Here is a 21395-nt window from a genome sequence, read left to right on the forward strand (position 1 = left end):
TAATGATCTAATTTAAAATAATTAAGAGTATTATAGAAATCTAAAGATGCCGTCTCACATTTTAGTGGGATCGGCATCTTTTTGTTCTACGTCATTACACCACCAAAATCAATATACCCGGTGCTTCCATCCATTTAATTTCGCGATCGCTTCCAGATAATAATAATCTCCATAGATTAGAGAGACATCGATGAAGGAATTGCCGCTACCTGTGGCGTGTAGCAGAATGGATTCATGCTCGGGTTGATCCCAGACGGCATAGTTCTCGGTTAAAGAACGAAGGATACGTTCAGCGGCATCTGTGTATAGGCGTTTCTCGCCTTCGGGAACGACGGCGGCCAGCTCTAGAAGACCGGATGCAGCAATGGCTGCGGCGGAACTGTCGCGGGACTGGCCTTCCAGCGTCGGAAGTCTGAAATCCCAATAGGGGACATGATCCTCTGGCAGCGCAGCAATAAAGTAAGGTGCTATCCGTTTCGCTGTGTTCAGGAATCGTTCATCTTGGGTATACCGATACGTGTTGGCGAATCCATAGAGACCGCATGATGTACCTCGACTCCATGATGAATCCGGGGCATATCCTTGACCACCAAAACATTCAATGTATCGTCCATCTTCGGGATCAAAGGAGATGATATGTTTGGTTGATCCATCTTCCCGGACACCATATTGCATGGTCGTTTCGGCATGATTGATGGCAATGTGTCTGTACCGAGGGTCACCTGTCACCTCAGAAGCCCAGAACAACAGAGAGATATTCAGCATGCAGTCAATGATGGCCCAACCGTATTTATCCTCATTCCAGGCTCGAATAAATTTCCCTGCTGGATTGTAACGACTTGCGAGGAAATTGGCTGCCTCCAGACCACGTCTGAGCGCATCCTCGTCACCTGTGATCTTGTGTTTGATAACAGCGGTGGAGAGGAACTGGAAGCCTACATCATGATGAAGCTCCACGGTAGGTTTAACAAACCATTGCTCCAGCGTCTCATCCCACGACCATGCCGCATCCCGATAGGATTGTTCTCCCGTCATATCATACATAATCCATAACATGCCAGGCCAGAAACCGGAAGCCCACCAGTCAGTATTGATGTTATCATACTTGCCGTCCTTGCCTGCAAAATGAGGGCATTTATCTCCAATATGTTCTTTCATGTCACCTACTTTTCCTTCCAACCTTTGCATTACTTCTTGCCAATATGTGGTTGTAACAGCCGATCTGGTTTAGTCATATCCAGCCTCCTGAGTGTAGAATTAGAAAGTAAGATAACGCTTTCTCATGTGCTCAGTATATCTTTTTCTATTCGTACAAAGTTGTGTTAGGATATGAAGAAATGTTGTTTTGTTGTCATCATATGGAAGGGTGAACAGGGATGCTGGAGCGTGTGGAATTTGGAGGATCTACGTTAGCGTGGGATTATCAAATCAAGTCTGTGGACCATTTCAAAGGATATTATCATTGGCATCAATGTGGAGAATTTCTATACGTTCATCAAGGTGAGGGCATAGTAGTTGTTAACAATCATACCTATCCGATTGGCCAAGGCATGCTGTTCTTTTTCCAACCCTATCAATTGCATCATGTCTATGTCGAAGTTCATCCCAATACCCCGTATGAGCGAAATATCTTCTATGTAGAGCCGATAGTCATGGATCGTTATCTAGAAGCGTTCCCGCATCGGCGTTCTTTTTTTCGAGGTTGTGGAATGGGCGCAATCAGCAGCAAGTTTTTGACCTGAGTTCCCATATGGATCAAGTGGATTGGATGTATGAGAGCTACAATCAGTCTCGGAGTCGTGTTGGGGGAGAATGGGAAGAATCGGTGCTGTTTTTGCTTCAGCTATTGAGTGTCTTGGATCAACAAAAAGAGGGAGCAGATGAAGCGCTATCACAGTTAACGGATTCACGTCATTTTAGACACTTGGAGAAGATGATGTGGTGGATTAAAAAGCATTTGGATTATGAGATCAGATTGGACCAGATAGCGGCAGATGTTCACTTGTACAAATCATATGCTTCCCGCATTTTTCATGAAGAGACAGGTAGAAGCATAACGGACTACGTCACAGCCCGAAGGCTGAAGAAAGCCTACTTACTCCTTGAGACAACATCACTTTGGGTGAAGAGGAGGGGCAGACGTGCCAGATTTCCGAACGGATGTATTTCATCCAGTTATTTCGCAAATCTGCCGGGACGAGCCCGTTGTATTATCGGCAACAATTTGAACGGTGCAGCAAGCATTATTTTAGTTTGTAAAATAATAGCGTTATTACGTCTTTATACACAATTAGTATTTACCGTTTGAATTAAAAAAATCCCGGATGCGGGTTGCACTAGCCAGTTGCTAAATGCGATACTCACCTCCGGGATGCACATCGGTAACCTTCAAGCTAAATAAACATTAAGGATTCCTCAAGCTGTTACAACCACTTATCAGCCCAACGTTCCACGGCGCTTAGCGCTCTCCCCAGTTCCGTGCCTTTTCGTGACAACATATATTCAGTTCGAACTGGACGTTCCGTGACCACATGGCGAACCACAAGTCCCTCTTCCTCCAGTTCCTTCATTCGCTCATTTAACACACGTTTGCTCAAGTCAGGGATATAAGCGTGAATCTCACTGAAGCGTTTGGGTTCCTCCATCAACGCATGGATAATGAGGGCTACCCATTTTCGGCCAATGATCTGATAAGATTGTTCCACTTTTGTACATATTTGCTTGGCATTCTCATCATCGCTCATGATTGTACTCCTTTGATTTAGTATTGCTTGTAATATCATTAGTATACTTATTGTAACCTACTTGTCCACAGGCCATATGTGTAAAATGTCACATGCCAATTGTTCTTAATGTTACCACATAAAGCGTTATCATCAAATAAAAACCCTATAAACACTGGAGTTCACAGGTTCGACACGATTGTTGACGAATTGTGACGACAGGTGTAATATGGGTAACGTTAATTCAAATGGTTACAATTTATAACCTAAACACAGGTTGTGGAGAGAAGGAATGTTCCATGGTTGAATTCAGGTGCGTTATATAAACGGAGGCAAGGCGGGGACCATACCCACTTATTCCGTCTTTTGTCATGCTTGGATTTGAACATTTTGCAACATCATATACTATACTGCACAGATCACAGGAGGCACTCCAATGGATGCAATGACATTTGTCCTGTTCGGGGCAACAGGCGATTTAGCCAAACGCAAGATTTACCCTGCATTATATAACTTGTACATGGATCAGAAAATGCCGAAATCCTTCTCCGTTATCGGATTGGGACGACGTGAATTGTCGGATACGGACTTCCAGGCGAATGTTGAAAAGTCACTGCATGAATTCTCACGTCAGACGCCGGAAGAAGCATCTCAGGTTCGTGATTTCATTGGCGCTTTCCGTTACTGTTCTTTAAATAATACGAAGCTTGAAGATTACACCAAACTGTTGGAACTGGTTCAACAGCGTGAACAAGAGCTTAACATTCCCGAAAACCGCATGTTCTACATGTCGGTGGCACCGGAATTCTTCGAGCCAATCGCATTAAACATTCAAGAAAGTGGCCTGGGTAACACCAAAGGCTGGAAGAAACTGATTATCGAAAAACCATTCGGACACGACCTGCAATCAGCTCGTGATTTGAACGAAAAACTGAGCAATACCTTTGCGGAAGAAGAAATCTATCGCATTGACCATTTCCTTGGTAAACCGATGGTTCAAAATATTGAGACGCTCACCTATGCAAATCCGGTGATTCAGGCGTTGTGGTCTAACCGTTATATTGCCAATGTACAGATCACGGCTAGTGAGACGGTGGGTGTTGAAGAACGTGCCGCGTATTACGACCAAAGCGGTGCCCTTCGTGACATGTTCCAAAACCATATGCTTCAGTTGCTGATGATGATTGGTTTGCATTTGCCAAAACGTTGCACACCGGAAGAAATTCAATTCAAAAAGCAAAAAATTGCTGAAGCACTTCGTCCGTTGACAAAAGAAAATATCGCTTCTGAAGTTGTTCGTGCGCAATATGCAGCAGGTGAGCTGAAAGGTTCCTCGGTTGTTGGATATTTGGACGAGCCTGGCATTCCAGCCGGATCTCAGAATGAGACCTATGTTGCTGCAAGACTTTGGATCGATGATCCATTCTGGAGTGAGGTTCCATTTTATATCCGTACAGGTAAACGCCTGGCTGAGAAATCCACCCGAATCGTTGTTGAGTTCAAGGCTCCACTGAAGACCGGTCATGAATCCGAAAATACAACGGAACCTAACCTGCTGACGATTGAAATTGGTCCGGGAGAAAGCATCTCGCTTCAATTAAATGCGAAGAATCCATTGAACCATGATGAAGTGGAACCAATGCATATGACCTTCAACTCAGGTAAACGTAACATCCCTGAAGCTTACGAGAATCTGATCTTTGATGCGATGCGTGGAGATTCCACCTTCTTCGCTCACTGGAATGAAGTGGAGTTGGCATGGCAATGGGTGCAACCGATTCAGGAAGCATTCGAAGCGGGCAGCGTGCCACTGGATACGTACAGTGCAGGTTCGCATGGACCAGAGTCAGCAGATCGTTTGACAGCAGCAGACGGCTTCCGTTGGTGGTAAGTGAAACGAAAGAGTGAGCATAAGAGAACACAATAGTAAAAACAACAGTACAATCCGTTCTGCTCACAAATAATCATTTGCACAAATCCAAACAAACCTTTCCAAGTCAACAGGATATAAAACGAAATGTTTTATTCCCCTAGAACTTGTACTCAGGAGCAAGTTGAATCGAATAATGCAAAAAACTGATATATACAGTAACTATTACGAATCATACCGTTCCAATTTTGCATAAGCCCTTCCGGTTATGTTTGCCGGAAGGCCGTGAAAATTTTTGAATATAGATTAGCGGTTCAGTTTTGAAAATGGGTTGGCTTGAACGCTGAGAATGTAGTGTAGGGGACGAAATCGATTCTGTAGAAGCAAAGCTAAAAGCTTTCTGAAAGAAAGCTACTTCGTAAGCATACACTTCGCCTTTATCCCCGGATTTTCTCCTATATAGGAGATTCAAAAAATCTGGGGATAACAGCGATCAAAAGAACGATTCGTGACCGGAACGGTTACTTCTCCAAACGTTAAGCACTTATTTTTAATTTTGAACGCAAATGAAATGTAAACATTGTTCATAACAGGAGGATTTTGAAATGAAACTTGGACTTGTCGGATTAGGAAAAATGGGATTGAACCTGGGTAGAAACCTGATTGATCACAAACACGAAGTGGTTGCTTTTGACCTGAACGCTGAAGCAGTAAATGAAATGAAAGAATACGGCGCTGAAGGCGTATCTTCATACGCAGAGATGGTGGCTTCGCTCGAATCCCCACGTGTATTGTGGATCATGGTTCCCCACAACGTAGTAGATGCTGTATTGGCAGAAGTTAGTCCATTGTTGTCCAAAGGCGACATCATTATTGAAGCGGGTAACTCCCACTACAAAGAATCCATTCGTCGCTACGAAGAGATGAAACCCAAAGGCATTCACTACATGGATGCAGGTACATCTGGCGGTATGGAAGGCGCACGTAATGGCGCATGTTATATGATCGGTGGAGACCCGGAAGCTTGGGCAATCGTTGAACCGGCATTCAAAGATACTTCCGTAGAGAATGGCTACCTGTATGCTGGTAAAGCGGGCAGCGGTCACTTCCTCAAAATGGTTCACAATGGTATCGAGTACGGTATGATGGCATCTATCGGTGAAGGTTTTGATGTATTGGAGAAAAGTGGGTTTGATTTCGACTTCGAACAAGTGGCCCGTGTATGGAACAACGGTTCCGTTATCCGCTCTTGGTTGATGGAGCTGACAGAACGTGCCTTCTCCAAAGATGCAAACCTCGATGAAATTAAAGGCGTAATGCACTCTTCCGGTGAAGGACGCTGGACGGTAGAAACGGCATTTGACCTTCAAACCGCAACACCGGTTATCGCTTTGTCCTTGCTGATGCGTTATCGTTCCCTGGAAACAGACACATTCACAGGTAAAGTGGTAGCAGCATTGCGTAATGAATTTGGCGGTCACGCTGTAGAGAAAAATTAATTTTATATATAACTGTTAACATATGATGAGAATCGGGTAATGAATTATATCGTGTTTACGAATTCATCAAGTGGAGGTAACATATCATGAAATTTTTCTTGGATACAGGGAATGTGGAAGAAATCAAACGGATCGAACGTCTGGGTCTGGTGGATGGAGTCACGACCAACCCGTCTTTGATTGCCAAAGAAGGTCGCGTATTTAAAGAAGTCATTCAGGAGATCTGTGGCGTTGTTAAAGGCCCGGTCAGTGCTGAAGTCATCGGTCTCAAAGCCGAGGATATGTTGAAGGAAGCTTATGAAATTGCAGAATGGGCACCGAATGTAGTCATTAAATTGCCGATGACCGAAGATGGGTTGTACGCTTGTCATGAGTTAACGCAAAAAGGGATCAAAACCAATGTTACGTTGATTTTCTCTGCAGCACAGGGCCTGATGGCGGCGAAAGCCGGTGCAACCTACATCAGTCCATTCGTTGGTCGCTTGGATGATATTGCGGTGGATGGTATGAAATTGATTCGTGATCTGCGTCTTATTCTGGACATGTATGATCTGCCTTCCGAGATTATCGCAGCAAGCATTCGCAATATCAAACATGTAGAAGATGCAGCCCTTTCCGGTGCGCATATTGCCACCATTCCGGGTTCGCTTCTCCCGACACTTTGGAAACACCCACTGACGGACAGCGGGATTGAACGTTTCCTGAAAGACTGGGAATCTGTTCCGAAATAAAAGGATAGACATGGCCTGAATCTTTGGGTGGTCTGAACATAAAACCTTTTGCCTTGCAGAGTAATCTGCGGGTGAAAGGTTTTTTTTATCTCTGTTTATGTAGTTTCCGATTCGAGGTTAGTTAAGCCAATGAGGAGTGCTTGTCCCTTTCATGTTGTTGTTACTTTCTATCCAGTGTCCATGTACTGTCCTTCTTTTTCGGGACAACGGTGCATAAGGTTAACATATAGCCTATAGCTCATCCCGTAGGGGAGGGACACTTCGATGATGAGAAGAAAATGGCGAAGCCGGAGACGCCGTAAGCCGCCAAGCGGCAAACGCAAAATGTGGTTGATCATTTTATTGGTCACCGCGTTTTGTTTGATGCAGGGCTTTGCTTATGTGGATAAAAAGATGAAGCCCCCCATCATGCACTTGGCCAAGATTAGAGTGAAGCAGATTGCGACTGAAGCGATCAACAAGGCGATTACAGCACAGGTCGCAGATGGCAAAACCAACGAAGGACTGATTGACTGGAAGACGGATACCACCGGGAAAGTGTCCGGTTTCATGCTGAACTACAATGAGCATATGCGAATCACAGCAAGTACGATGAATATTGTGCAATCCACGCTGCAGAATGTACACATGTTAAAAGAAAAAATCCCTCTGGGGCAGGCGCTCGGCAGTCCGGTGTTGGCTTCATTTGGCCCGAGTATACCGGTTCGTATAGAGCCCCAAGGCGCTGTCAAAGTGGATCTGAACACCCGTCAACAGAATGCGGGTATTAACATGATTTTGGTGGAAGTGTACATTCACATCATTGCTGAGGTCGCGGTCGTGGTGCCCTTCGACATGGAACCCGAAACAGTCGATACGGAAATCCCGATTTCCTACCTTCTGGTTGTCGGGGATGTGCCAATGTATTATTACGATAATCAGGGCAAGCCAGTGGGCAGTAACGGCAGTAATGCTCCAGCTATTGCGCTGCCATCAGGTCATACGGGTGTATCAAACGGTAATGGAGTAACTACGAATCCCCCTAGCCAGAACCAGCAACAGACGCCGTCAGACCATTTGCAAGGGAATGAACTTGAAATTGAGCCGGATGAACTGCCTGATGTGAATGGGGGATTGCAGCTCAATAAGGACGCGCACCCATGATACACACAAATTTGAATTACTAAGCAAAGAAAGGGGCCTCAATTAAAGAGGTCCCTTTTCGCTTTACTGATCGTGCATATCCTCGTCTCACTTACTTTTCTTGTTCTTTTGTTTGCGTTCATCCTGTTCCCAATGTTTCAGCTGTGGATAAGGATCGAACGACCATTCGTGCAATCCGCTGTCCCGGTAGATCCCATAGTGCAGATGCGGAGGGAATTTGCCCTGTGTCCCAGGTTTCCCGTAACCCGAACTGCCAACCCAACCTACTACCTGACCGGGGATTACAACTTCACCGATGCGTGCACTTTGGTCAAAACCCGAGAGGTGGGCGTAATAGTGATAATGATTGTTCAAATCCCGGATACCGATGCGCCAGCCGCCAAACGGATTCCAGCCTTTGATTTCCACGACCCCATAACAGGTACTGCGCACAGGCAGGCCATGCGGAGCGAAAATATCAGTTCCCTCATGAATGCGATAACCGCCCCAGCTTCTTTTCGTCCCCCAGGTGCTACGATAGGAGTAGTTGGTTCCGAGTGGGACCGGAAAGGCATGGCCGAATAGATCCAGATTGTCAAAATGCTCATATAACTTCGCGAATTGCTGTATCCGTTGCACAGCACGGGAGTTGTGATAATATTCCCACAAGGCAATGTTGAAGTCCTCTTGTTTGTTTCCGTAACCTTGAATAACAGAAGCCATGCTGTACAGCACATCCTGATCATTGTTGGCATCCGCTATACCGTCTCCTGAACCATCACGTCCATATCCTTTGAAAAAAAGAATGGATTCCGGATGTTGATCCGTCTCATCGGGATTTAGCCATCCTCTCCAAGCCGGAGGGGTCATGAAGATACCCGTAAGCCGCTCTGGATGCTTGCGATCCTTTGGATGTGCACGAGTAATCGTTCGTTCATACTGATCAATGGCAGCAAGCCTGTACCAGGGAATCTGGGTCATCTGACCGATGGTTTCATATAAATGGCGACGTGCAGCGAAAATTTCTGCGGGTTTTAACTCGGTAGCCTGTGGTTTGGGAGCGGCCTGGGCGGGTTCACTGTAAACTTCAACAGGCAAGAATGGGAGAAGCAGAGTACCTGCAAGTAATGTTTTGATCCAAAAGCGGTACGTGTGCCTGAAGGTCAAGCGTTGTTGCACTGGGAAGCAGCCCCTTTCCATTAGAATGATACAAGGTACCCGATGAACCAAGCTAAAGGTTAGCGTTCTTCAAAAGTTCTCATTTTATCCATGTAAGCTCTTGGGGGGAAACGAATTATACAAATTGTCCATATCGGGCATGAATGCACAAGATGTGACAAATGGGGGTTTTTCCAGCGCTTTCATGGTATAATATGTTCCGAGCAACAGCCTAACTTCAGTAGAAAGAAGGTTTATGCATTGGCAAAACGTGTTAAAGAACCGAAGCCGGATTGGATTCGGATCAAATTGACAACCGGCGATAACTATCAGGAAATGAAAACGATGATGCGTTCCAAAACGCTGCATACGGTATGTGAGGAAGCGCGATGTCCGAATATTTATGAATGCTGGGCCAATCGAACGGCCACTTTTATGATTTTGGGCGATATTTGCACAAGGGCATGCCGTTTTTGCGCGGTGAATACAGGCTTGCCAACGGAGCTTGATTTGCAGGAACCAGAACGTGTGGCGGAAGCAGCAGAGCAGATGAATCTGCAACACTGCGTAATTACAAGTGTAGCCCGTGATGATCTGAAGGATGGGGGAGCTACGATTTTTGCGGAGACGGTGAAGGCCGTACGGCGGCGGTTGCCATTGTGCAGCGTTGAAGTACTTATTCCAGACTTTCTGGGCGATCTGGAATCTTTGCAGATTGTAATGGATGCCAAACCGGATATACTGAATCATAATATTGAGACGGTTGAGCGGTTGTCAGACAAAGTGCGTGCCAAGGCAAAATATAAGCGTTCACTGGAATTGCTTGCTCGTGCCAAAGAAATGCAACCTAACATCCCTACGAAATCAAGCATTATGCTTGGTGTAGGTGAGGAATATAATGAAATTTTATCAACAATGGATGATCTACGTGCGGTGAACTGTGATATTATGACGATTGGTCAATATTTGCAGCCATCGGAGAAACATCTGTATGTTGAAAAGTATTATCCGCCAGAGGAGTTTGCTGCATTGAAACAGGAAGGATTAAAACGTGGGTTCAGCCACGTCGAGTCCGGCCCGATGGTACGCAGCTCCTACCATGCGCATGAACAGGTGAAATCGGCTACCAAACATGCTGAACAGGCGGCAACACACGCGTGATGGGGGATACCGGATTGGAAGAAGAAAAAATCACAGAACAGATTCAGGACCAACTTCAGGAGCCGGTTCAGGATTCAGTTGTTGAATCGGTTGAGGAAAAGCCCAAAGAGCCGGTCATTGTACAGATCGGCGGCAAAAATTATGAAATCGTCCAGAACCACAAAGAGGGCTGGAATCCAGAGGTTTTCCGTGATCGTTACAGTGAAGTGCTGGAGCGTTATGATTATATTATTGGAGACTGGGGTTATAGCCAGTTAAGGTTAAAAGGTTTTTACCGTGATAACCATCCAAAAGCAACGAAGGATTCCACGATCGCCAGTATGGTGGATTATATCAATGAATATTGCAACTTTGGCTGTGCGTATTTTGTGCTTCAGAAGAGCAAGGATCAACCTCAAGCCAAAGCAAAAAGCGGTTCCTGAGAAGGACCGCTTTTTTGGTGTGTTATTTTAGTCAAGAAATGCCGTGCGAACCCGGTTCCAGAATGGATAAGGGCGGAAACGTGCAAAACTGACCTTGTGACTGGATACCTGACAACGGACGGAGATCAGATCCTCCACCATCACATTCACATGATCAATGGTCATCAGTAACCGCTGATCCTTGCGGGAGAAAATATCACAATGATGATGCTTGGGCAAAATAACCGGTGAACCAAGTGTACGATAGACCCGGTTATTAATCGATGCAATCTCCGCAATCTGAATCGCCTCGATGGTCGGATGAACCATGGCACCACCAAGGGCCTTGTTGTATGCCGTGCTGCCTGATGGCGTGGATACACAGATGCCATCCCCACGGAACATCTCAAATGTCACATCATTAATATCAACCTGGGCCACAACGGTACCGTCTACACCTTTTAACGTAAATTCATTAAGGGCGATGTAAGAGGAATTCCCCGACTTTTTCCGAATCTCAAGCTCCAATAGCGGGTATTGTACAATGCGTGGTTTGAGACGCTCCGGATCTCCTTTGCCACTCATGAGCCTGACTAATTCCCGTAATTCTTCCTTCTTCCAATCGGCGTAAAAGCCGAGATGGCCTGTATGAACCCCAACAAAAGCAATATCCGGAATACGGTCGATGAAATTGTGAAATGCCTGCAGCATCGTACCATCGCCCCCGATGGAGATAACAATCTCCGGCGATTCTGCATCCAGCTTGAACCCTTCTTCCTTCGCCAGCGCGTGAAACTGCTGACTGAGATCAATCGATAACTGGTCTCCGCGGTCTTGAACATAGTATCTCAAGATGAAAGCTCCTTTGTGGTCATTATAATACCGATGATAATCAATTCCGCGGAAGAACACAACGTTTGGGCGCATATTCAGTTAAATATAGATGAATCGTTCACTTATTTTTTGGCATGTCGTCTAGGCTTGAGAATGGAACTTAATATCGCAAGGAATAACAACAACACGATGAGGCTTACAAAAACAATCATTCCGCATAAGAAAATCAGTCCCCAGTCCGGTGTATACGTCGATAACGATGGGGCGAAACCGGGCTCCATGAGAACGGGTGAAGAGGAACGTCCCATCATGGGTGTCCACAACAGCAGGACCAGCACAGGTGCGATTAGCGCATGAATTGCTCTGGCAAATAGAAATGGACCGTATCTCATGGGTGTGTTGCTAAGAACACTCATAATCTGTGCATGGACGGATAATCCGCCCCAGGAGAGAACAAAGGCTGCTGCCGCTACTTTAAAGACGAGTGGGATGGATGCCCCGGCACTCCCAGCCTCTTTGTTCCCCAGAGTTACTTCAAACAGCCCACCGACCAAGCTAGGAGATAAGGATGGAGGCAGTCCGCTATGTCGTAACAATTGCTCGGTTATCCCGTATAATCCGCCAAGCCAACCGGTCTGGACAAGCAGCTCCATCATGACCGAGAAGAATACAACCAGCCCTCCTACGATAATAATAAGGCGAAGGGATGAGGAGACTGCCTGGCGCAGCAGTTCACCGAATGCCCGTCCGTCAGCCTTTCTTGCTTCATGCATCGCATAGATGGCCCGGACCAGTCTGTTTCTAGGTATCCCCTCCGATGGAGATGCAGAAGAGATGTCTTGGTGTGAGCCTTTTGCTGTACCCCCGTGAAAACGCATGAGCATACCCACCAGAAAAGCTGCGGCGTAATGGCTCGCAACCAATACTGGAGCAATGGCGACATTATGGAAGAATCCAACCGATACCGCTCCAATCATGAAGATCGGATCAGATGATGTAGTGAAGGCAACGAGCCGTTCTCCTTCTTCCCGAGTAACCAGCTTTTGTGCCCATAACTGAGCGGTCAGTTTCGCCCCTGTAGGATAACCGGATGCACAGCTCACGGCAAATACAAAACCACCGCTTCCGGGAACACGAAACAATGGACGCATCAGTGGATTCAGCAAGGTACCTAGAAAATGAACAATGCCAAAGCCGAGCAGCAGCTCGGACAGCACCAAAAAAGGAAAAAGGGAGGGAAACAATACGTCCCACCAGATGGACAGTCCGCGTACACCTGCATGCCAGGTTTCCGCTGGATACAAGACCATTAACACACAAAGGATCAGGAGAGCGAGTGTGACCAGGACATGGGTGAGTCGTTGTGAAGCAGCCATGAATTCTTCTCCTTTATTTTTGGAATGGTCGGTGTGCGGAAGTCTGTGATGTTATTGCCATCAATATATGAAAAAAAGTGGACAAACAGTACAAAATTATACGTAGAAAGCGCTTGCAAAAGTGGCTGTGTTTTTGAGTGATGTGTGCTAAAATGAGAAAAACGCCTGAACGTCACCTAATTGTCTCCAAGGTGGAATTCAATTCGGATGGAGTGATGATCATGAGTCTTGTCACCGGAATCCTGGTCTGTGCTTTTGTATATGTGATACGTGCCTCGCTGGTACGCTCTGAGGAAGAGGACTGGCGGAGTTATTAATGAAAATCTAGTGCGCCAACCCAAGCGGTTGGCGCTTTTTTTGTGTTATGTTTTGAATAAGGTCCTATATACAGATGGCAGGTTACATGTCCTGATGATTTCATGTTATATAGGACTTTTTGGTTTTTTTTGATAGAATGGAGATAAAGGCTTTTGTGGCCTGGATATTGTTACTGTTTTCACAATGTTCATGGAACGTGTAATATATGGCAAAATTCGACATCAGAAAGGGGAATCAGACGAATGAATCCCAGTTTGAGTATTTATGACAATCTTGGCGGTGAGAAAGGTGTTCGCGCATTGGTCGAGGCTTTCTATCCGATCGTTCAGCAGAATGAGCAGCTGGCTCCGCTTTTCCCGGAAGATATTCAGCCGGTCATCGACAAGCAGTATATGTTTTTGTCTCAGTTTTTCGGAGGACCAGGGCTGTTTTCCGAGGCGTTTGGACATCCAATGATGCGTGCCCGTCATATGCACTTTGAAGTGACGGTTGAACGGGCTGAGGCGTGGCTTGCATGTATGGATCAAGCCTTAACACAGATTGGTGTGGAGGAGCCCTTGCATGCGTTTATCCTGCAGCGTTTATCCGGGCCTGCACATCATTTTGTGAATACACCGTAGATCCGAATATGATTATAAGCGTACGGGAGAGGGATGGAAGAGATTGGAATTAGAGCCGCTGTATAAGGTGAAAGTGACCTGCCATTATTGCGAAACCGAGTATGAAACCTCAAGGGTAAGACCGAGTTTGAAAAGGCCCTACCGGACGGATTCGGATTTTTGTGCTTACTACAAGCTGGAGAATCCAGATTTTTATGTGGTTCGCATCTGTCCGCAGTGCGGGTTTGCCACGACGGAGAACGCAACGGAGCATTTAAATGATGTTCAGCGCAAGGCTTTTAAGGAACAGATCGGTAACCGCTGGGTTAAACGTGATTATAGCGGAGCACGAACACTGGAACAGGCGCTGGCAACGTACAAGCTTGCCTTGCTGTGCGCGCAGGTTATCCAGGAGAAAGATCGTGTCGTCGCTGGTCTGTTGCATCATATAGCTTGGTTGTATCGTTATATGGAGGACCATACACAGGAACATCGTTTTCTTGAATTTAGCCTGGAAGCCTATGTGAAGGTGTTCGAACGTGAAGGAACGGGTGGCAATGAAGCCAAACTGTTGTATTTGCTCGGGGAATTGAACCGCAGGGTAGGACGGTTTAATGAAGCAGTGCAATGGTTCAGCAAGGTCATTCATGACAAGCGGATCACAGATGCGGCCATGATTCGTGCTTCAAGGGAACAGTGGGCCGTGCTGCGTGAGCAGATGATTTCAAGTAAGCTGGAACTCCCTGAAGAGATGCTGGAAACAGACAAAGAGGCTGCGAAGCGCAGCCCCCTCTAGGTTGATCTTACATTAGTTACGGACAGGACGGCTGGATAACAAATAGTCACTGTCGTTGTCGATCACGGTCATGCTTGTATTACAGCAGGGAAAGACCAGTAATTTCTTTTTGCCTTCGCGAATGAGCACAAGCTCTTTGGGTTTGAGGGGGAGCAGCACGTTGCTTGCATGACAGTAGGGACATTGCTGTACATAGATGTCTCCCATCACAATATCGTAAGGCCAGCTGTTCTCAAACGGAATCATTCTTGTTCGCCTTCTGGTGCGGAAGGTTTGGAGGCTTCTTGTTTGGCGAGTTCCGCAATCTTCTGCATCAGGATATGTTGGGGCATGTGCATCAGGTGCTCCAAAGGTACGCCCAGGGATTCTGCTAATTTGACGGCTGTATCAGCCGATACTTGTAAAGGTTTCATACGTTCACCTCCTGAAAGTTGCTATAAGTATTTCTCTAGTATAGAGATATGGCACGCATAAAACCAGTTTTTAATTCAATCCTAACCATCCAATTTATAGAGAGAGGTGCCTTATTAAATGAAAACGCCATTACACCCCGTATGGGATCTGGAGTCCATTTTTAGTGGTGGTTCTTCCTCCGAGACATTCGCTGCGTATCTGATTGAACTGGAAGAGGATGTACGTAAACTGCAACATCTGTTGAACGAAACACCTGCACCGACTTCATTAGAAGAGACGGCTGCGTTTGATCCCATTTTGGAACTGCTGCAAAGCTGTTATATGCGCGTATCGGAAGGTTCTGCGTTTGTATCCTGCCTCTCATCGCAAAACCAGAAGGACAAAAAGGCAACGCAGCTTCAAGGCGCCATCAGTTCCCTTGGTGCGATGCTGAACGGCAGTAAGTCGAAGTTCGATAATACACTCAGTCAGACATCAGATTTGGTGTGGGACGCTTGGATTGCTCGGGAAGATATTCAGCCGCTGGCATTTGTACTGAACGAGAGTCGCACGTTGGCTCGTGAGAAGCTGTCGCCGGAACTGGAAGGCCTTGCTCTGGATCTGGGTGTGGATGGTTACCATGGTTGGGGCAAATTCTACAACACAATTGTCAGCAAGGTGAACATTCCATTTGAGCAAGATGGGGAAACGGTGATGCTCTCCGCAGGACAGGCTGCCAACAAGCTGAGCGATAGTGATCGGAATGTACGCGAGACGGTATTCGCAAACTGGGAGCAGGCTTGGACCGATGTCGAAGATTTCTGCGCTGACACGCTGAATCACCTCGCGGGATTCCGTCTGAAGTTATATGAGAAACGTGGCTGGGATGATATCCTCAAAGAACCTCTGGCCATCAACCGGATGTCACGTCAGACACTGGATACGATGTGGGATGTGATTAACGGTGCCAAACCTGCGCTTGTTCAATATCTGGAGCGCAAGGCAGAACTGCTGGGGGTAGACAAGCTCAGCTGGAGCGACGTAGATGCACCTGTAGGTAAATCGAGTGGCAAAATCACTTACGATGAGGCAGCCATCAATATTGTTGAACAGTTTGCCAAGTTCAGTCCTAAACTTTCCTCGTTTGCAGAGATGGCTTTTGAGAAACGCTGGATCGAAGCAGAAGACCGTCCTGGCAAACGTCCAGGCGGATTCTGTACGTCTTTGCCACTTAGCAAAGCAACCCGAATTTTCATGACCTTCTCTGGGACACCATCTAATGTGTCGACTCTTGCGCATGAACTTGGTCATGGATATCATCAACACATTATGGAAGAGCTGCCTGCATTGAATCAACGTTATGCGATGAATGTGGCTGAGACAGCGTCCACGTTTGCTGAATTGATTGTAGCAGATGCTCTGGTGCAGGCGGCAACAGATGAGCAAGAGAAGCTGGCTTTGCTGGAAGACAAGATACAGCGAAGTGTGGCTTTCTTTATGAACATCCATGCCCGGTTCCTGTTTGAGAATCGTTTCTATGAACAACGCAAAAAAGGCTTGGTCAACGCGGATGAATTATCCAAATTAATGGTGGAGGCCCAGCAGGAAGCATTCTGCGGTGTACTTGCATCAGATCATCCTCATTTCTGGGCATCCAAACTGCATTTCTATCTGACTGGTGTGCCATTTTATAATTTCCCATACACGTTCGGTTATATGTTCAGTGCGGGAATCTATGCAAGAGCACAGCAGGAAGGTACAGCATTTGCAGATAAATACGATGATTTGTTGCGGGATACCGGGCGTATGACGGTCGAAGAACTTGCCCAGAAACATCTGGGTACGGACCTGACACAACCGGAATTCTGGCAAAATGCTGCGGACTTGGTTATTGCCGATATTGAGCAGTTTCTGCAGATGACAGCAACCGAAAAATAGGTTGAATATATATGAAAAGGCTGCAATTCCGTGTTAACAGACACAGGATTGCAGCCTTTTTTTGTACAGAATCCTCATTTTTGATTCTCAAAGATTTTGTCGTAATTAAGTGAAAAAGCTCAGTTTAAGGGAGTGGAATGGCAATTAATTGTGCAAATCATAGTTAGAAATACCCAACTTTGCCGTTCTTTGTTGAATGAGCACATATGATGTCATATAATGAGTCGTAAGTCCTTGCTGTATAGGACTATAAGCATATAAGGAGAGTGTTAATATGAAAATTGATGAGCTTTCATTAGCGAGACAGTTGGATCTGGTATTCAAAGAACTTGATCATGAGTTATCAGGGTTAGATTCAGGGGTAGTTTTTGTGCAAATACGAAACAACGTAATTGGGAAATTCGGTATTCGACATAATCCGATAGCTGGACGAGATGGGCAGATGGCTGTGGAGGAAGGGGGGCTAAACGAAACCCAGAGAACTTCTTTCCGGGCAATGGCACTGGAGACGTTGAAATTCAAACGCAATTGGACGCATGGCGAAATATCGTACGACTTCACAGTAAGACAAGGTATGATTTTGGTAGATGCAACAATGGAGTCTAATTACAATATGGCGAGCCTGATGATTCGTTACCCTAGAACCAATACATACAAGGATTCAGATATGGAGTCGACCTCATAATTCGTTGAACAAGAGAAAGCGGCACTTCCGAAGAAGGCCGCTTTTACTTTTGGATTCTGCTTAGGCTCAAGCAATAATTACGAGCTTACGAACGACCCGATAATTGCTGCTCAGCGATTTGCACCAGACGTTTAGTGATGTATCCACCCAGAGAACCTGTCTCACGGGAAGTATAGTTACCGTAGTAACCATCTTGTGGAATAGTTACACCCAGCTCTTGAGCAGCTTCAATTTTCAATTGTTGCAATGCTGCTGTTGCTTGGGGAACGACCAGGTTGTTGGAGCGGCTACCGCTACCTTGGTTTTGATTTCCGTACATATGTGTCACCTCCTTATGGGTTGGTGATGTTAGTATGGTTAGAGAATAAGGAAATATACATGATATGGTGTAAGGGAAAATATGGATAACTATCAGTGCACAGGACACATAAAAAAGCCGACCCAATGCGGGTCGACAAGTTGTATTTGGATATCAAAATATAGGGTGATATGCGTAAAAGCAAAGTAGAGGATGATCAGCTCGCTTAGTCTGTCGGAGGTATAACCTCAATACGTGAAAATAACTCAACAGGCTGTTCCGGTTCCAAGCGAATCAACCCGGTTTGTTCATCCGATAAAGCCAAATTAGGTGCATCCGGTAGCCAAGTGTACGGTTCAATGCACAAGAACTGATCAGATTCACCTTTGGTAAAGAGAACCCAATGTTTGAAAAATGCTTCATCTGCTGAATATTTCAATGTATAACCATCTTGCCTGCGTAAGTAAGCCGTAGCCAGTTCACCTTCGGTAGCTTTCAACAGGGTATCCCAGTTAAGTCCCTGCAAATTGATGCCTTCGTTCAGAGCAGAGCATTCACCTAGGGATTCCAGTTCACCTGTCGGTAGTTGTTCTTCATTCTGTCCGTATATTCCGGAAACAGGCAGTTGCAGTGTCCAGTCGGCAGGTTTGCCGTCTAACAAAAACCATGTATGATATCCCATCCCAAAAGGAGCAGGCGTTGAGCTCAAATTGGTGACTCGCAGACGCTGGCTAAATACAGCGTTTTGCAGACTGAACGTCATCTCAAGTTTTAGGGGAATCGGGAATTGGGCCATCCAATGCTCTTCATTTTCGGTCAGTAATTCAGTCGTAATTGCACAGCCGTCTTCATCTTCCTCAATGTCACTGACACACCAGGATTGGGTACGGTGGAGACCGTGAATATGGTTGTCATTCGCCGTGTTCTGATCAAATTGGTAACGAACGCCTTCATATTCGAATTGTCCACGATGAATGCGCCCTGGTGGAATCAGGAGAGGAACGCCAAAATGGTACGGCTTCTGCAGATAAAAGGCAAGATCGTCTTCATCCGGACGGCGGACGACATCTCTGTCCTGCACTAAATCGCGAATAGAAATAATATTATTTCCAAGACGCGGCAGCAGGGTGATTTCCAATTCACGGCTATGTAGGATATACGTGTCGTAACCATTCCATTGGCCTTTGGTCACTTGTTTCATATCGATGCTCCTTTTCCCACTTGAAATCTGTCTGCAAGCAGTTGTGATGAAGCTACTGCTGCAGGCGTGTCGTTGTGTACATGCCAGCGATTTCCTGCGCTATTTCGTGTGAAGCAGGCAACAGGATAAGCAATTCCATCATAACAGATTTTGATGTCTCGGGTAAAAAAGTTCAACTCATTTTGACATTCACGCCTGTGCGCATTAAGATGGAACTCTAAAAGCATTTATTAGAATTGAATGACATGAAATCGATGACAGGGATAAGTAGGCCAAGAGAATCCTCTTCAGAAAGCCGGTGGTTGATGTGAACCGGTGTGAGCTCTTTACCGAATGGACCCTTGAGTGTAGGTTTGAACAGGTTAAGCCAGAGATGAGCTTGCCCCACTAGAGTCTGCCGTATAATCCACGTTACGGAACAATGAAGGCATTTCTTCGGCTTGACTTGATTCAGGGTCAGGAGCAATCGAAGAAAAGCGAATAAGGGTGGCACCACGGTCTCACGTCCCTTGCGGATGTGGGGCCTTTTTGCGTTCGCAGAGAATGGCAGGAGTTTTTTTTATATACAATCAGGGAGGCGTTATGTGTAATGAAAACAGTACTTTCAGGTATTCAGCCAAGCGGTAAGCTCACATTGGGCAACTATATCGGTGCAATCAAAAATTTTGTGAAACTCCAGCATGACTATCAATGTCATTTCATGGTGGTTGATCTTCATGCCATCACCGTGGCTCAGGAGCCAGCAGCATTGCGTGAACAGTCGGAAGCGGTAGCTGCGCTGTTTATTGCAGCAGGCATTGATCCTTCGAAATCTAACGTATTTCTGCAATCCCATGTACCGCAGCACGCGGAATTGGGCTGGTTGATGACAACGCTGACCTCCATGGGTGAGCTAGAACGCATGACTCAGTTTAAGGATAAATCATCCGGTAAAGATTCCGTTGGTGCCGGACTGTTTGTGTATCCATCATTAATGGCGGCTGATATTTTGTTATACAATGCTGACCTTGTGCCAGTAGGTGAGGACCAGAAGCAGCATCTGGAACTGACACGTGATCTGGCAGGACGTTTTAACCACCGTTATGGGGAGTACTTCACCATTCCAGATCCGTATATCCCACAGGTAGGTGCACGGGTAATGTCACTTGATGATGCCTCTTCGAAAATGAGCAAAAGTAACCCTAACGCTGGCAGTTATATTGCCCTGCTGGATCCGCCGGATGTGATTCGCAAAAAAATCAGTCGTGCCACTACAGATTCGGGACGTGAAGTCGTATATGATCCGGCAAACAAACCGGAAGTCAGCAATCTGATGAGTATCTATGCTGAATGTGCAGGTATGACGCTTAAGGAAGTAGCTGAGCGTTATGAAGGCAAGATGTACGGTCCGTTCAAAAAGGAACTGGCTGAAGTGGTTGTATCTGTGATTGAACCGCTGCAACAACGATATAATGAGATTCGTGAGTCTGGCGAATTGGCGGATGTTCTGGATACGTCAGCCCGCCGTGCAGAAGAAGTTGCTGCTCAAACGTTGGATGCAGTGAAAGAACGTATGGGATTTGTTCCGAGACGTAAACAGTAGTCCTGAACAAGATCTTCATTTCATGCAATGAATAGTTAACATAAATAAAGAGGAGCCCTATTGAAGGACTCCTCTTTATTTGTGCGTTCATTATTGAACTATCAAATGACCTGCTCAAGAAGTGGGCTCTGAAGCAGCCGAGCGAACTTCCTGACGTTCTTTTTTGGCGCGAATCACAAATCCCCAGCCAATGTTGGCAATGGACAGGACAAACAGTAGTGCAGCAAACCAACCGGAGTAGGAGATCATAATTGCTGAAACCGTTAACAAGACAATCGAAGAGAATGCGAACCATAGGGACAAGCCTTTACTCATTGGGAAAAACCTCCATCTACAAATTTAGTAAAACTCCGTATAACCTGTAGCCTACGAGCCATAATAATCTTGCAAGCTTGCAATTACATTACAGACACAGATTGAAGGGAGATTATAAATATGGCTCAAGGATCTCGTTCTAACAACTTGGTGGTACCTCAGGCAAATTCAGCACTGCAACAATTGAAAATCGAGGCTGCACAGGAACTGGGTGTAACTATCCCACAAGACGGTTACTATGGTAACTACACTTCCCGTGAAACAGGATCTTTGGGTGGATATATCACCAAACGTCTGGTACAAATCGCTGAGCAGTCTCTGGCTGGGTCTGGCAAATAATTTATTTTAAACCAACAGCAACAAAACAGGATAAACGGAAAGCCCGGAGCGGAAAC

General features: G+C 45.9%; 25 protein-coding genes and 1 other annotated feature. Of the genes, 15 read left to right on the forward strand and 10 right to left on the reverse strand.

Annotated elements, in window-relative coordinates; all coding sequences use genetic code 11:
* Positions 1-108 precede the first annotated feature (108 nt).
* Positions 109-1158: a glycoside hydrolase family 88 protein gene (locus ACDJ59_RS00530; protein ID WP_413407278.1), complete on the reverse strand. Its 1050-nt coding sequence runs from the start codon at positions 1156-1158 to the stop codon at positions 109-111.
* Between the two features lie 218 nt (positions 1159-1376).
* On the opposite strand from ACDJ59_RS00530, the gene ACDJ59_RS00535 reads away from it, so the two are divergent.
* The gene (locus ACDJ59_RS00535; protein ID WP_413407279.1) at positions 1377-1742 is read left to right on the forward strand and encodes an AraC family ligand binding domain-containing protein; all 366 of its coding nucleotides are present in this window, start codon (positions 1377-1379) and stop codon (positions 1740-1742) included.
* An 8-nt stretch (positions 1743-1750) separates the two neighbouring features.
* Positions 1751-2308: a hypothetical protein gene (locus ACDJ59_RS00540; protein WP_413407280.1), complete on the forward strand. Its 558-nt coding sequence runs from the start codon at positions 1751-1753 to the stop codon at positions 2306-2308.
* Positions 2309-2423: 115 nt separating this feature from the next.
* On the opposite strand, the gene ACDJ59_RS00545 is transcribed toward ACDJ59_RS00540, so the two are convergent.
* Entirely contained in the window at positions 2424-2744 is a 321-nt protein-coding gene (locus tag ACDJ59_RS00545) for a winged helix-turn-helix transcriptional regulator (protein WP_036605715.1), read from the reverse strand.
* Positions 2745-3159: 415 nt separating this feature from the next.
* On the opposite strand from ACDJ59_RS00545, the gene zwf reads away from it, so the two are divergent.
* The 4 genes from zwf (at position 3160) to yunB (ending at position 7966) form a co-directional block, all read left to right on the forward strand.
* Positions 3160-4614: a glucose-6-phosphate dehydrogenase gene (gene zwf, locus ACDJ59_RS00550; protein WP_413407281.1), complete on the forward strand. Its 1455-nt coding sequence runs from the start codon at positions 3160-3162 to the stop codon at positions 4612-4614.
* Positions 4615-5198: 584 nt separating this feature from the next.
* Positions 5199-6092: a phosphogluconate dehydrogenase (NAD(+)-dependent, decarboxylating) gene (gnd, locus tag ACDJ59_RS00555; RefSeq protein WP_017692367.1), complete on the forward strand. Its 894-nt coding sequence runs from the start codon at positions 5199-5201 to the stop codon at positions 6090-6092.
* 86 nt (positions 6093-6178) lie between these two features.
* Complete coding sequence (fsa, locus tag ACDJ59_RS00560) at positions 6179-6823, forward strand: fructose-6-phosphate aldolase (protein ID WP_036605718.1); 645 nt, start codon at positions 6179-6181, stop codon at positions 6821-6823.
* A gap of 264 nt (positions 6824-7087) precedes the next feature.
* The gene (yunB, locus tag ACDJ59_RS00565; RefSeq protein WP_413407282.1) at positions 7088-7966 is read left to right on the forward strand and encodes a sporulation protein YunB; all 879 of its coding nucleotides are present in this window, start codon (positions 7088-7090) and stop codon (positions 7964-7966) included.
* Between the two features lie 87 nt (positions 7967-8053).
* Here the strand turns inward: yunB and ACDJ59_RS00570 are convergent, their stop codons facing one another.
* Positions 8054-9124 carry a M23 family metallopeptidase gene (locus ACDJ59_RS00570; protein WP_413407283.1) on the reverse strand — a complete coding sequence of 357 codons (1071 nt, stop codon included), beginning with the start codon at positions 9122-9124 and terminating at the stop codon, positions 8054-8056.
* Between the two features lie 240 nt (positions 9125-9364).
* On the opposite strand from ACDJ59_RS00570, the gene lipA reads away from it, so the two are divergent.
* Both lipA and ACDJ59_RS00580 read left to right on the forward strand, forming a co-directional pair.
* Positions 9365-10264, forward strand: a complete 900-nt coding sequence (gene lipA / locus ACDJ59_RS00575; protein WP_210109819.1) for a lipoyl synthase — start codon at positions 9365-9367, stop codon at positions 10262-10264.
* 14 nt (positions 10265-10278) lie between these two features.
* The gene (locus ACDJ59_RS00580; RefSeq protein WP_413407284.1) at positions 10279-10686 is read left to right on the forward strand and encodes a YutD family protein; all 408 of its coding nucleotides are present in this window, start codon (positions 10279-10281) and stop codon (positions 10684-10686) included.
* Between the two features lie 27 nt (positions 10687-10713).
* Here ACDJ59_RS00580 and ACDJ59_RS00585 read toward each other — a convergent pair whose 3' ends face one another.
* Together ACDJ59_RS00585 and ylbJ are read right to left on the reverse strand one after the other, a co-directional pair.
* Complete coding sequence (locus ACDJ59_RS00585; protein ID WP_036673293.1) at positions 10714-11517, reverse strand: NAD kinase; 804 nt, start codon at positions 11515-11517, stop codon at positions 10714-10716.
* Positions 11518-11621: 104 nt separating this feature from the next.
* Positions 11622-12875, reverse strand: a complete 1254-nt coding sequence (ylbJ, locus tag ACDJ59_RS00590; protein WP_413407285.1) for a sporulation integral membrane protein YlbJ — start codon at positions 12873-12875, stop codon at positions 11622-11624.
* Between the two features lie 152 nt (positions 12876-13027).
* On the opposite strand from ylbJ, the gene ACDJ59_RS00595 reads away from it, so the two are divergent.
* The 3 genes from ACDJ59_RS00595 to ACDJ59_RS00605 all read left to right on the forward strand — a co-directional run bounded on the left by ACDJ59_RS00595 (position 13028) and on the right by ACDJ59_RS00605 (position 14588).
* Positions 13028-13192 (forward strand): hypothetical protein, encoded by a 165-nt coding sequence (locus ACDJ59_RS00595; RefSeq protein WP_155984997.1) that lies wholly within the window; start codon positions 13028-13030, stop codon positions 13190-13192.
* Positions 13193-13435: 243 nt separating this feature from the next.
* Positions 13436-13813, forward strand: coding sequence for a globin (locus ACDJ59_RS00600; protein WP_076254602.1), 378 nt, complete (start codon positions 13436-13438; stop codon positions 13811-13813).
* 43 nt (positions 13814-13856) lie between these two features.
* A complete protein-coding gene (locus ACDJ59_RS00605) occupies positions 13857-14588 on the forward strand; it encodes a DUF2225 domain-containing protein (protein ID WP_413407286.1) in 732 nt (243 codons plus the stop codon).
* 12 nt (positions 14589-14600) lie between these two features.
* Here ACDJ59_RS00605 and ACDJ59_RS00610 read toward each other — a convergent pair whose 3' ends face one another.
* Positions 14601-14834: a hypothetical protein gene (locus tag ACDJ59_RS00610; protein WP_017692378.1), complete on the reverse strand. Its 234-nt coding sequence runs from the start codon at positions 14832-14834 to the stop codon at positions 14601-14603.
* Positions 14831-15001 (reverse strand): YycC family protein, encoded by a 171-nt coding sequence (locus ACDJ59_RS00615; RefSeq protein WP_017692379.1) that lies wholly within the window; start codon positions 14999-15001, stop codon positions 14831-14833. The genes ACDJ59_RS00610 and ACDJ59_RS00615 overlap by 4 nt, the downstream gene beginning before the upstream one ends.
* A 118-nt stretch (positions 15002-15119) precedes the next feature.
* Here ACDJ59_RS00615 and ACDJ59_RS00620 point away from each other — a divergent pair, with 118 nt between their 5' ends.
* Together ACDJ59_RS00620 and ACDJ59_RS00625 are read left to right on the forward strand one after the other, a co-directional pair.
* Complete coding sequence (locus ACDJ59_RS00620; protein ID WP_413407287.1) at positions 15120-16919, forward strand: M3 family oligoendopeptidase; 1800 nt, start codon at positions 15120-15122, stop codon at positions 16917-16919.
* A gap of 274 nt (positions 16920-17193) precedes the next feature.
* On the forward strand, positions 17194-17604 hold the full coding sequence (locus ACDJ59_RS00625) for an O-methyltransferase (protein WP_405170633.1): 411 nt from the start codon (positions 17194-17196) through the stop codon (positions 17602-17604).
* A gap of 85 nt (positions 17605-17689) precedes the next feature.
* Here the strand turns inward: ACDJ59_RS00625 and ACDJ59_RS00630 are convergent, their stop codons facing one another.
* Complete coding sequence (locus ACDJ59_RS00630; RefSeq protein WP_339297981.1) at positions 17690-17923, reverse strand: alpha/beta-type small acid-soluble spore protein; 234 nt, start codon at positions 17921-17923, stop codon at positions 17690-17692.
* A gap of 205 nt (positions 17924-18128) precedes the next feature.
* Complete coding sequence (locus ACDJ59_RS00635) at positions 18129-19103, reverse strand: aldose 1-epimerase (RefSeq protein ID WP_413407288.1); 975 nt, start codon at positions 19101-19103, stop codon at positions 18129-18131.
* Between the two features lie 245 nt (positions 19104-19348).
* Positions 19349-19616 (forward strand) — a binding site (T-box leader).
* Positions 19617-19692: 76 nt separating this feature from the next.
* Between ACDJ59_RS00635 and trpS the strand changes: the two genes are divergently transcribed.
* Positions 19693-20685 carry a tryptophan--tRNA ligase gene (gene trpS / locus ACDJ59_RS00640; RefSeq protein WP_036605729.1) on the forward strand — a complete coding sequence of 331 codons (993 nt, stop codon included), beginning with the start codon at positions 19693-19695 and terminating at the stop codon, positions 20683-20685.
* Positions 20686-20799: 114 nt separating this feature from the next.
* Here trpS and ACDJ59_RS00645 read toward each other — a convergent pair whose 3' ends face one another.
* Entirely contained in the window at positions 20800-21000 is a 201-nt protein-coding gene (locus ACDJ59_RS00645) for a hypothetical protein (protein ID WP_413407289.1), read from the reverse strand.
* A gap of 120 nt (positions 21001-21120) precedes the next feature.
* On the opposite strand from ACDJ59_RS00645, the gene ACDJ59_RS00650 reads away from it, so the two are divergent.
* On the forward strand, positions 21121-21339 hold the full coding sequence (locus ACDJ59_RS00650; protein ID WP_017692386.1) for an alpha/beta-type small acid-soluble spore protein: 219 nt from the start codon (positions 21121-21123) through the stop codon (positions 21337-21339).
* Positions 21340-21395: the final 56 nt, after the last annotated feature.

The sequence above is a fragment of the Paenibacillus amylolyticus genome, assembly GCF_047302515.1.
Lineage (GTDB): Bacteria > Bacillota > Bacilli > Paenibacillales > Paenibacillaceae > Paenibacillus > Paenibacillus amylolyticus_G.